Here is a 10787-nt window from a genome sequence, read left to right on the forward strand (position 1 = left end):
GGCGTGTCAGCGGACAAGGCGTCGCTCCAGGGCTCGGATCAGCAGGGAGGCGGGGTAGGAGATGAGGATGAAGGCGACCCCGATCACGGTGATGGGCTCGGTGAACCGGAAGTTCTCCTGGGAGAAGAGCCGGGCCTGCCCCAGCAGTTCCAGCACGGTGATCGCCATCAGGATCGGGGTGTCCTTGAGCATCGCGATCACGTAGTTGCCCAGCGCCGGGACCACCCGGCGGATCGCCTGCGGCAGGATCACGGCCGTCCAGGTCCGGCGCACCGGCAGGTTCAGCGCGGTCGCCGCCTCCCACTGGCCGACGGGCACGGCCTCGATGCCGGCGCGGTAGACCTGCATCGTGTACGTCGAGTAGTGCAGCCCGATCGCCAGGACACCGGTGGTCAGCGCGGAGAAGGCCAGCCCCCACTCCGGCAGCACGTAGAAGAGGAAGAACAGCTGCACCAGCAGCGGGGTGTCCCGCACGAACTCGGTGACGATCCCAACCGGCCAGCGCACCCAGCGAGTTGGCGCCCGCATCAGCAGCGCCCACACCAGCCCGAGCCCGAACGAGATCAACGACCCGAGGAGCAGCGCCTGAAGGCTGACGGCCAGTCCGTCCCAGAAGTACGGCATGAAGTCGCGTACGGCGTTCCAGTCCCAGTTCACGCGACGCCACCTCCGACACCCACGGTCCGGCCGGGCTTGGACTCGCTGCGCGCGGGCCCCTTCCCGATCCCGGCCTTCAGCCGCTTCTCCAGGCCGCGCATCAGCCGGGTGAGGGTGAAGGCGATCACGAAGTAGATCAGCAGGACGTACGTGTAGATCTCCGCGCTCTGTTGCAACGCGAGCCGTACCAGGTTGGCGCTGAAGGTGAGATCGCCCATGCCCATGACGGACACCAGGGCGGTGCCCTTGAGCAGTTCGACCAGCAGGTTGCAGAAGGGCGGGATCATCTCCGGCACCGCCTGCGGCAGCAGGACCAGCCGCATCCGCTGCCAGGGCGTGAAGCTCAGCGCGACCCCGCCCTCCTGCTGCGCCGGGTCGACCGCGCCGAGCGCGCCGCGCACGATCTCCGAGCCGTACGCGCCGTAGGTCAGCCCGAGTGCGAGGGTGCCCGCCCACAGCGGGACCAGCTGCCAGCCGAAGGCGACCGGCAGGACGAAGAACACCCAGAAGATCATGACGAGGGCGGAGGTGCCGCGGAACACCTCCGTGTAGAGACCGGCGAGGAAGCGGACGATCCACAGCCGGTGGGTTCGGGCGATGCCGACGACGAACGACACGGCGGTCGCCAACAGCCCGCTGAGGACGAGGAGTTGGACCGTGGTCCAGATCCCTTTGAGGACGAGTTCCCAGAGGCCTGAGGTCATGCGCCGCAGAGCTCCTTCGCGGTGAGGTCCGTCATCTCGGCCTTCGTGAACCCGAAGGGCCGCAGGATGCGGAACAGCTCGCCGCTCTTCTTGAGCTGGTGCAGCTCGACGTTGAAGGCGTCACGCAGTTTCGTCTCGGTCGGGCGGAACGCGAACGCGCCCCCGTCGATCCGCGGTTTCCCGTCGACGAGCGGCGCGAAGGGCCGCGTCGACTCGGCCTTCGCCGACTTCCCCACGACCGCGCGGGTGGTGAGCGCCGTACCGGCGAAGACGTCGACTCGGCCCGCTTCCACGGCGTTCAGCCCGGCGACCTGGTCCGGCACGATCAGGATGTCGCCCTGCTTGTACCCGGCGTCGACGGCGTGCTGGATCTGCGCGTACCCCGTGCCGGTGGCGAACCTCGCCTTCTTCGCGACGACGTCCTTGTAGTCGTACAGCCCCTTCGGATTGCCCTTGCGGACGACGAACGCGTCGAGCACCTGGTAGTCCGGGTCGGCGAAGATGACCTGCTCACAGCGTTCCGGGGTCACGTACATGCCGGCGGCCACGACGTCGAACTGCTGCGAGTTCAGTCCGGGTATGAGCGAGCCGAACTCGGTGGGCACGGGCTGTACCCGGCCGACACCGAGCCGCTTGAAGATTGCTTTCGCCAACTGTGGTGCCTCACCGGTCAGTTGGCCGTCCTTGTCGATGTACCCGAAGGGGATCTCACCCGCTATCCCCAGCCGTACGACGCCCTGCGCCTTCAGCCGGTCGAGCAGATCGCCGCCGCCGCTGGCCGACGCGGTGGCCACGCGGCTGCAGCCGGCCGCGCCCAGCGCACCGGCCGCCGCCACCCCGGCGAGCAGGGCCCGACGGGTGTGAGCGGGTGTGTGTCTGTCGTTCCCATGTGGTGGAGCCATGGGCGCGCGGCTACCCGATCGCAAACGGGTTATGCGCCCCGCGTTCCGAACAGCGCGTGCGCCGCCCGCAGCACCAGGTCGTCCCGGTGCCGGGCCGCCACGATCTGCATCCCGATCGGCAGCCCGTCCCCGTCGTTGCCCACGGGGACGGTGGCGGCGGGCTGCTGGGTCATGTTGAAGGGGTACGTGAACGGGGTCCAGCCGGTCCAGCGGCGGTGCCCGGACCCCTTCGGGACCTCGACACCCGCCTCGAACGCGGTGATCGGGAGGGTGGGCGTGACGAGAAGGTCGTAGCGCCCGTGGAACAGGCCCGTACGGCGGCCGAGTTCGGCGCGGACGTCCACCGCCGCCAGGTGCTTGAGCGCGGAGATGCCCGCTCCTGCGGCGCAGATCTCCCGGAGTCCGGGGTCGAGCAACTTCCGTTGCCGCGGGGCGAGTTTCTGCGTTCCGTGGGCCGCTCCGCTGAACCACAGGGTGTGGAAGGCGTCCACCGGGTCGGTGAGATCGGGGTCGGTCTCCTCGACGTACGCGCCGAGCGCGGCCAGCCGCTCCACGCCCCGCCGTACCGCCGCCGCGACCGCCGGACGCACCGCGACCTGGCCGCCGAGGGACGGGGAGTAGGCGATGCGCAGGCCCTGGATGCCGTGTGCGAGCGCCTCCGTGAAGGATCCCGACGGGCGGTCCAGGCACGACCAGTCGCGGGCGTCGGGGACGCCGATCACGTCCAGCAGCAGCGCCGCGTCCGCCGCGTCCCTGGTCATCGGGCCGACGTGCGACAACGTGCCGAACGAACTCGCCGGGTACAGCGGCACCCTGCCGTACGTCGGCTTCAGTCCGAAGATCCCGCAGAAGGACGCGGGGATACGGACGCTGCCGCCGCCGTCCGTGCCCAGCGACAGAGGGCCCGCGCCGAGGGCAACGGCCGCCGCGCTGCCGCCACTTGAACCTCCGGATGTGCGGGAGGGGTCGTGCGGGTTGCGGGTGATGCCGGACAGCGGGGAGTCCGTGACGCCCTTCCAGCCGAACTCCGGGGTCGTCGTCTTCCCGATGAACACCGCGCCGTGCTCGCGGAGCCGGGCCACCGAGGGCGCGTCCTCGTCCCAACTGCCCTGCTCCGCGATGGTCCTGGAGCCGCGCAGGGTCGGGGCGCCGCGCTGGAGCAGGATGTCCTTCACGGTGACCGGCACTCCGTCGAGGAGTCCGGCCGGCTCGCCGCGCCGCCAGCGCTCCGCCGACTCGGCCGCCCGTGCCAACGCGCCCTCCGCGTCGAGCCGTACGAACGCGTTCACGACGGGCTGGATCTCCTCGGCCCGCTCCAGGGTCGCGCGGGTCGCCTCCACGGGGCTGAACTCCCGCCTGCGGTAACCGTCCAGGAGTTCCACGGCGGTCAGCTCGGTGAGTTCGGTCGTCATCCGGCCCTCCAGGCTTGGGAGTTCAGTGACCCGGTACGTACCCGCGCTTCTTGTCGACCACGTTCCGCAGCGGCTTGCCGGCCGCCCAGCGCTCGTACAACTCCACGAACTGCGCGCCGAGTTCGTCCCGCCAGCCGACCGTGTCGCCGCTCATGTGCGGGGAGACGATCAGCCCCGGGACCTGCCACAACGGGCTGTCGGGGGTGAGGGGTTCGGTCTCGAAGACGTCCAGCGCGGCGCCCGCGATCCAGCGCTTGGTGAGCGCCTCCGCGAGTGCGTCCTCCACCACGAGCTGTCCGCGGCCCACGTTGATGAAACGGGCCGAAGGCTGCATACAGCCGAACCGGCGGGCGTCGAACATGCCCCGCGTCTCGTCGGTCAGCGGCGCCGCCGAGATCACCCAGTCGGCGCGGGCCATCAGCCGGTCGAGTTCGCCGGGGCCGTGGATGCCGGTGCGCGGGGTGCGGCCGACCAGTGCGGTCGTCACGCCAAGTGCCTTGAGAACGCGCACGATCGCCCGCCCGATCGGCCCGGAACCGACCACACAGGCCCGGGTTCCGGCCACCCGCTGTCCCTCGCGGTGCCGCCAGGTCCGCTCGCGCTGGAGGTCCAGTGTCCTCGGCAGGTCCTTGGCCATCGCGAGGACGAGGGCGGCGACGTACTCGGCGATCGGGTCGTCGAAGATCCCGCGCGCGTTCGTCACCACCGTGTCGGAGTCGGCGAGTTCGGGGCACAGCAGGTGGTCCACGCCCGCGCTCGCGGTGTGCACCCAGCGCGGTCGCGGGCCGTCGCCCGGCCAAGCGGAGCGCACCGCGCGCGAGGTGAAGTCCCACACCAACAGGACGTCGGCGGACGGCAGTTGCTCCGCGAGTGTCGACGCGTCGGCGTGCTGCACACGCACGCGGCCGGTGAGTTTTCCGAGGCGGGGGAGCGGGTCGGCGTCCAGGACGAGCAGGGTGGGCGGGGCGGCGGGAGTCGCGGTCATCGCACTCGAACCTACCTTCGCCACCGGGCGGGGTCGATGCCCCGGCGGGGGGTACCCCTATGAAAAAGTGTGTCACTTCTGCCCAGAAGTGTCACACTTTTTCAGAGAGTACCCCGTGCCCTGTGTCTCGGCGGCCCGCCCCCGGGAATAAAGCGGAGACACCCTCCTGTTAGTCCGTGAAGACACCGCACAGCACACACCAGGAGGCACCCACCGTGGCGACAGACGACGAGATCCGGGGTACGGCGCAGGGCACCGCCCCCGTCCCCCTCTCCGTACTGGACCTGGTGACCGTGGGCGCCGGCCGCACCGCCACGGACGCGCTCCGTACCAGCGTGCGGATCGCGAAGCTCGCCGAGGCCCGCGGCTTCCACCGCTACTGGGTCGCCGAGCACCACTCGATGCCGGGCGTCGCCTCCTCCTCGCCCGCCGTGATCCTGGCCCACCTCGCCGCCCACACGGACCGTATCCGTCTCGGCTCGGGCGGTGTCATGCTCCCGAACCACGCGCCGCTCGTCATCGCGGAACAGTTCGGCACCCTGGAGGCGCTCGCCCCGAACCGCGTCGACCTCGGCCTCGGCCGCGCCCCCGGCACCGACGGCGCCACCGCCGCAGCCCTCCGCCGGACCGACCGCCTCAACGAAGGCGCCGACGACTTCCCCGAGCAGCTCGCCGAGCTGACCCGCTTCCTGGACGACGACTTCCCGAGCGGCCACCCCTACGCCCGCATCCACGCGGTCCCCGGCCCGATCCAGTCGACCTCGCCGGGCGGCGTCCAGTCCCCGCACCGCCCGCCGATCTGGCTCCTCGGCTCCTCCGGCTTCAGCGCCCGCCTGGCCGGCATGCTCGGCCTGCCCTTCGCCTTCGCCCACCACTTCTCCGCGCAGAACACCGTCCCGGCCCTCGACCTCTACCGCGAGTCGTTCCGGCCGAGCGCGGTGCTCGACGCGCCGTACGCCCTGATCGGTGTCTCCGCCCTCGCCACCGACGACGAGAAGGAGGCCCGCCGCCAGGTGCTGGCCGCCGCCCTCAACATGGTCCGGCTGCGCACCGGCCGCCCAGGGCTCGTACCCACCCCGGAAGAGGCCGAGGCGTACGAATTCAGCCCCATGGAGCAGGAGTTCATCACCTCCTGGAACGCCAACGTCGTCCACGGCACGGTCGACGAGGTCCGCGCCGGACTCGACGACCTGCAAAAGCGCACGGGCGCCGACGAGTTGATGCTCACGTCCCACGCCCACAACGCGGACCTGCGCCTGCGCTCGTACGAACTGATCGCCGACGCCTATGAGTTGACGGCCGCTCAGGAGGCCTGATTGCAGGCCTTCGTGCCCAGCAATTCGGAGATACGATCCGGCGCCACCGGGCGGGAGTAGAGCCACCCCTGCCCGGTGTCGCAGCCGATCCTGCGCAGCCGGGACGCCTGCGACGAGGTCTCCACGCACTCGGCGGTCACCGACAGCCCCAGCCGGTGGGCGAGTTGGATCATCGCCTCGACGATGACCTCGTCGGCCGGGTTCGGCGCGACGCCCTCGCCCTCGTACTGGAAGCCCCGGACGAAGGAGCCGTCCAGCTTCAGGACGGAGACGGGCAGCCGGCTCAGGTACGCCAGGTTCGAGTAGCCCGTGCCGAAGTCGTCGATGGCGATGTGCACCCCCATGTCGCTGAGGGCCTGGAGCGCCTGCAACGGGCGGCCCGCCGAACCCATCACCGCGGACTCGGTCAGCTCCAACTGGAGGAGATGCGGGGCGAGTCCGGTCTCGGCCAGCACCTCCGCCACGTCCGCGACCAGGTCGGAGTCCCACACCTGGCGCACGGCCACGTTGACGCTCACGAAGATCGGCGGCTCGTCCGGGTGGTCGAGCTGCCAGCGGCGGGCCTGGCGGCAGGCGGTGACCAGCACCCAGCGGCCGAGCTGCACGATCGAGCCGTCCTCCTCGGCCAGTCCGATGAACCGATTCGGCGTCAGCATGCCGAACTGCGGGTGGTTCCAGCGCACCAACGCCTCGACCCCGCGCAGCCGTCCGTTCTCCATGCCCACCAACGGCTGGTACTCCAGGGTGAATTCACCCCGCTCGATGGCCGGGCGGAGAGTGGAGGCCAGTGCCTGACGGGTCATGCGGTGCGCGTTGCGCTCCGGATCGAACAGCGTCCAGCGGGACTTGCCGTCGGCCTTCGCCCAGTACAGCGTGGTGTCGGCGGCCTGCATCAGGCCGGTGGCCGTCGTACCGGCCGCCTGCCGCTCGACCACCCCGATCGACGCGGACAGCGACAGCCGCTGCCCTGACAGGTCGAAGGGCGCCTGGAGCGCCTTGAGCACCGACTCGGCGAGATCGGCCAGTTGGTCGGTGCCGGTCGAGTCCTCGACGAGCAGCGCGAACTCGTCGCCGCCGAGCCGCGCCACCAGCGGGGCGGTGGCCCGGGCCAGGCCCGCCTCGTCCGCGCACCGCGTCAGCCGCTCCGCCACGGCGGCCAGCAGCCGGTCGCCGACGCGGTGGCCGAGGGTGTCGTTGACCGCCTTGAAGCCGTCCAGGTCCAGATAGCACAGGCCGATCCGCCCGGTGCCGCCCTGCTCGTACGACTCCGCCTCCAGCGCGGCCGAGAGCCGCTCGAAGAACAGGGTGCGGTTGGGCAGCCGGGTCACCGGGTCGTGCATCTCCAAGTGCCGCAGCCGGGCCTGGAGTTCACGGCGGTCGCTGATGTCGGTGAGTGACAGCAGCACACCGTGCTCGGCGGCCGGCAGCGGCGCCGCGGTCACCTGCACCCACAGCGAGTGCCCGTCGGGGTGCTTGACCCGTCGGGTGCGGCTCAGCTTGGCCTGCCGGCCGCGCAGCACCTCGCGATAGGCGTGCCAGGTGCGGGCGTCCGACCTCAGGTCCACCAGATCGGCCGCGACCAGCCCGGCGAGGGCCGCACCGCACGTGCCGAGCAGCGCGCCGAACGTGTCGTTGGCGCTCACCACCAGCCCGTCGCGGTCCACGACGGCCATGGCGAGGGGGGACACGGAGAAGGCGGACCCGAGCCTGCCGTCCGCGGGAAGACTCACACCGGGCGACGCGTCGCCACTACTCTCTGTTACGGCCGGCCGGATGAGGTCTGCCGCGGGCGCCGGCCCTTCGGACGTTCCGCTCACCGCTCGCTCCCGCAGTGCACTCGATCTTCGGATGGGTCTCGTCGGGATGGCCGACCGGGTGGGAGGCCGCCGTGCCGTGTCCGTGCAGGAAAGTGTGCCGATCATAGAGGTTGGCCCCCGGCCCTTCCAGCCACTCTCCAGTGTCCCGGAACAACGGCCCGTTCCGGCAGATCGATTCCGCCCGCACCTGGACGGGTTCGCCAAATGCCCGACCACATGTGACGTTCCGTGAGTGTTTCCGGATGTCGGCCCGGGCGTGTCTCGGCCGTCCCGGGCGTCCCCCTCACTCATCTGGTGCAGATAAACGAGGCATACCCCAACAAACCATCACAGGCTGGGTGTCGGTGTCCCGCGAACCGCTCCCGGAGGTCCAACGTGCCGTGTCAGCTCCCCCTCAAGGGGCTCTCCCGTACGGCGCTCAAGGGGCTCTCCCAGTGGCGGACGCGCCCCCGGCTGCGCAGCACCGCGGCCGTGTTCACCACGATGTCCGCGCTCGCCGCGACCTCCATCATGTCCAGCCAGTCGGTCGCCGAGCCCTTCTCCTCCACCCCCTGCGCCCTCAAGCGCACCGACGCCCACCACTCCGAGGGCCTGGACACCTGGAACGCGGCCTACCCGCGCCCGGTCCGCCCGCTCGACGCGGTGATGATCTTCCTCTCCTTCCCCGACGCGACCCCGCGGACCACCCCCGCCGAACTGGCCGCCGACCACTTCCCGGCCACCACCCGCTTCTACGAACGCGCCTCCTACGGCAGGTTCACACTCCGCCCGCACCCGCTGCGGAACTGGATCCGCATGCCGAAGCCGTCCACGTCGTACGCCATACAGCGCGACTGGAACCCGGCGGACCGTGCCGCGTACCTCCGCGACGCGCTCGCCGCCGCCGACCCCGAGGTCGACTTCTCCCGCTACGACGTCGTCTACTTCGTGGCCGATCCGGACGCGCCCGGGGTGGACTCGGACGCGACGAAGGTCGTCAACCTGGACACCCCGCTGCGGGCCGACGGCACGGACATCCGGCGGGTCGTCACCGTGTTCGAGAAGCACCCGCCGGACCGGCTCGTCCTCGCCCACGAGACCGGCCATGTCTTCGACCTGCCCGACCTCTACCACCGGCCGGTGGACGGCAAGGGCGACTGGGACACGTACGTCGGCGACTGGGATCTGATGGGCAGTCAATTCGGCCTGGCCCCCGACCTGTTCGCCTGGCACAAGTGGAAGCTTGGCTGGCTGGACCCGCGCCAGGTGGTGTGCGTACGGGGGGCCGGTCCGACCCGGCTGACCCTGGAACCGCTGGCCGCCGAACCCCCGACTGCCGGCAACGCCGGATCGCCCGCGTTCGGACTCGGCCTCGGCGTCAAACTGGCCGTGGTGCGGACCGGCGACGACAGCGCGCTGGCCTTCGAAGCCCGCAGCCCCGTCGGCAACGACAGCACGGCCTGCAAACAGGGCATCCTCGTCTACCGGGTACGCGGCGCCGCGGCCTCCGGCAGCGGCCCGATCGAGGTCGTCGACGCCCACCCCCGCACCGAGGCCTGCTGGGAGACCTCGGTCTACCCACCCCTCGCCGACGCCCCGGTCGCCCTCGGCGAGACCTTCACCGTGCCCGGCGACGACGTACGGGTGGCGGTGGAGGGACGGACGGACTCGGGGGCGTGGAAGGTGACCATCACGCCGGGGGACAGCCCCTGAACACCGGATACGTCAAAGGGCCCCTCGCTCTCGCGAAGGGCCCTTCACAGGTGCGCCGCCAGGGACTCGAACCCCGGACCCGCTGATTAAGAGTCAGCTGCTCTAACCAACTGAGCTAGCGGCGCCTGCTGACGTCGTAGACCTTAGCATCCTGATCGGCGGGAGGAAAAATCGATATGCGCACGGTCGCGCGAGCGGCGCGCACGGCCGCCCAGAGCAGGATTTCCGCGCCGGGGAGCCAGGGCCGGCGGGTGTCCGGAGCGACCAGCCAGCGGGAGTCGAACGGCGCCCGGTCGACCGCGCCGACCAGCGCCGGGACGGTCACCGCGTCGCCCTTGCCGTGGCACAGCAGCGGCGGGACCGACCCCGTACGACCGCGCTCCGGGGCCTCTGCGCCCCACTCCTCCCAGCCCAGCAGCGAGGGCAGCCGCTGAGCCGTCCCGGGGGTGGCGAACAGGAGCATCCGGCCCCGGTACGTCGCGACCGGCCCGGAGCCGGGACCCTCGTCCCATAAGCGGTCGACCATACGGCGGCCGAAGACCGCCGGAGCGGTCACCACGTCGAAGGCGGAGCCGCAGGGCAGCACGACCGGGGCGTCCGGCCGTTCCCGCCACAGGGCGAGCGTGCTGCGCGGATACGTTCCTGCCGAGGCGAGCCAGGCGGCACCGTCCGGTGTCACGCCCGAGATGTCGAAGCGGTCGGCGAAGGGGTCGTCCTGTGTGCGGCTCATGGCGAACAGATCTACCGGCCGTGAGTGCGCGCTCTCCGAGGGTTGCCGGAAATCGGGACAGGAGGGGGCGGGAGGGAGTATCTTGCCCGCCGGGCATATGCCAAAGGTTTTCTCGCCCCTGGGGTCACACCGGGTCGGCGCCCCCGCTGTCCCGCCCCTCGGTGCCGCGCAGCAGGTCCCGCCCGAACTCGACCATCTTCTTCGCGTAGTCCTCGGTCCACCCGGCCCGCTCGGCGATGTCCGCCGGCGTCAGCCGGTCGAAGCGGCGCGGGTCGGCCAGCTGCGCCGCCGCTATCGCCTGGAACTCCACCGCGCGGTCCGTCGCGGCGCGGAACGCGTGCGTCAGCTCCGTCGCCCGCGCCAGCAGCGCGCGCGGGTCGTCCATCGACTCCAGGTCGAAGAAGTGCTCCGGGTCCTCGGCCGCCTGCGCGGGCTCGAAGAGCAGGGGCGCGGGGCGTAGCCGCGATTCGTTGCGACGCGGCGTGTGCTCCGCCATGTCTTCTCCTCCTCGTACGTCATGGATGACCCGCCTCACGAGCCGGACCACCGTCCATTGTCTCCCGACGGCGCAA

The 10787-nt window shown here is 71.1% G+C and carries 10 protein-coding genes and 1 tRNA gene; 2 read left to right on the top strand and 9 right to left on the bottom strand.

What is annotated here, in order from left to right; all coding sequences use genetic code 11:
* Positions 1-6 precede the first annotated feature (6 nt).
* Genes ehuD through ACQHII_RS30425 form a run of 5 tightly spaced genes read right to left on the bottom strand, consistent with a single transcriptional unit; the run spans position 7 to position 4660 of the window.
* Positions 7-657: an ectoine/hydroxyectoine ABC transporter permease subunit EhuD gene (gene ehuD / locus ACQHII_RS30405; protein WP_427922262.1), complete on the bottom strand. Its 651-nt coding sequence runs from the start codon at positions 655-657 to the stop codon at positions 7-9.
* On the bottom strand, positions 654-1361 hold the full coding sequence (gene ehuC, locus ACQHII_RS30410; RefSeq protein ID WP_427922263.1) for an ectoine/hydroxyectoine ABC transporter permease subunit EhuC: 708 nt from the start codon (positions 1359-1361) through the stop codon (positions 654-656). The genes ehuD and ehuC overlap by 4 nt, the downstream gene beginning before the upstream one ends.
* Entirely contained in the window at positions 1358-2263 is a 906-nt protein-coding gene (ehuB, locus tag ACQHII_RS30415) for an ectoine/hydroxyectoine ABC transporter substrate-binding protein EhuB (protein WP_427922265.1), read from the bottom strand. The genes ehuC and ehuB overlap by 4 nt, the downstream gene beginning before the upstream one ends.
* A 29-nt stretch (positions 2264-2292) precedes the next feature.
* Positions 2293-3675: an amidase gene (locus ACQHII_RS30420; protein ID WP_427922266.1), complete on the bottom strand. Its 1383-nt coding sequence runs from the start codon at positions 3673-3675 to the stop codon at positions 2293-2295.
* A 22-nt stretch (positions 3676-3697) separates the two neighbouring features.
* Complete coding sequence (locus tag ACQHII_RS30425; RefSeq protein ID WP_427922267.1) at positions 3698-4660, bottom strand: D-2-hydroxyacid dehydrogenase; 963 nt, start codon at positions 4658-4660, stop codon at positions 3698-3700.
* 215 nt (positions 4661-4875) lie between these two features.
* Between ACQHII_RS30425 and ACQHII_RS30430 the strand changes: the two genes are divergently transcribed.
* Positions 4876-5976, top strand: a complete 1101-nt coding sequence (locus ACQHII_RS30430; RefSeq protein WP_427922268.1) for an LLM class flavin-dependent oxidoreductase — start codon at positions 4876-4878, stop codon at positions 5974-5976.
* Here ACQHII_RS30430 and ACQHII_RS30435 read toward each other — a convergent pair.
* Positions 5964-7793: a putative bifunctional diguanylate cyclase/phosphodiesterase gene (locus tag ACQHII_RS30435; RefSeq protein ID WP_427922269.1), complete on the bottom strand. Its 1830-nt coding sequence runs from the start codon at positions 7791-7793 to the stop codon at positions 5964-5966. The genes ACQHII_RS30430 and ACQHII_RS30435 overlap by 13 nt on opposite strands.
* 375 nt (positions 7794-8168) lie before the next feature.
* Here ACQHII_RS30435 and ACQHII_RS30440 point away from each other — a divergent pair, with 375 nt between their 5' ends.
* Positions 8169-9485 (top strand): M6 family metalloprotease domain-containing protein, encoded by a 1317-nt coding sequence (locus ACQHII_RS30440; protein WP_427922270.1) that lies wholly within the window; start codon positions 8169-8171, stop codon positions 9483-9485.
* A 51-nt stretch (positions 9486-9536) separates the two neighbouring features.
* On the opposite strand, the gene ACQHII_RS30445 is transcribed toward ACQHII_RS30440, so the two are convergent.
* The 3 genes from ACQHII_RS30445 to ACQHII_RS30455 form a co-directional block, all read right to left on the bottom strand.
* A tRNA-Lys gene (locus tag ACQHII_RS30445) sits at positions 9537-9610 on the bottom strand.
* On the bottom strand, positions 9601-10215 hold the full coding sequence (locus ACQHII_RS30450; RefSeq protein WP_427922271.1) for a bifunctional DNA primase/polymerase: 615 nt from the start codon (positions 10213-10215) through the stop codon (positions 9601-9603). Before ACQHII_RS30450 ends, ACQHII_RS30445 begins: the two co-directional genes overlap by 10 nt.
* 124 nt (positions 10216-10339) lie before the next feature.
* Positions 10340-10711: a hypothetical protein gene (locus tag ACQHII_RS30455; RefSeq protein ID WP_093627061.1), complete on the bottom strand. Its 372-nt coding sequence runs from the start codon at positions 10709-10711 to the stop codon at positions 10340-10342.
* Positions 10712-10787 lie beyond the last annotated feature (76 nt).

The organism is Streptomyces sp. cg40, from assembly GCF_050320165.1.
Classification (GTDB): domain Bacteria; phylum Actinomycetota; class Actinomycetes; order Streptomycetales; family Streptomycetaceae; genus Streptomyces; species Streptomyces hokutonensis.

Excerpts from the sequence above, each read along its gene's own strand:
- ehuC (WP_427922263.1), bottom strand. The coding sequence starts at position 1,361 with ATGACCTCAGGCCTCTGGGAACTCGTCCTCAAAGGGATCTGGACCACG.
- ehuB (WP_427922265.1), bottom strand. The coding sequence starts at position 2,263 with ATGGCTCCACCACATGGGAACGACAGACACACACCCGCTCACACCCGT.
- ACQHII_RS30420 (WP_427922266.1), bottom strand. The coding sequence starts at position 3,675 with ATGACGACCGAACTCACCGAGCTGACCGCCGTGGAACTCCTGGACGGT.
- ACQHII_RS30425 (WP_427922267.1), bottom strand. The coding sequence starts at position 4,660 with ATGACCGCGACTCCCGCCGCCCCGCCCACCCTGCTCGTCCTGGACGCC.
- ACQHII_RS30450 (WP_427922271.1), bottom strand. The coding sequence starts at position 10,215 with ATGAGCCGCACACAGGACGACCCCTTCGCCGACCGCTTCGACATCTCG.
- ACQHII_RS30455 (WP_093627061.1), bottom strand. The coding sequence starts at position 10,711 with ATGGCGGAGCACACGCCGCGTCGCAACGAATCGCGGCTACGCCCCGCG.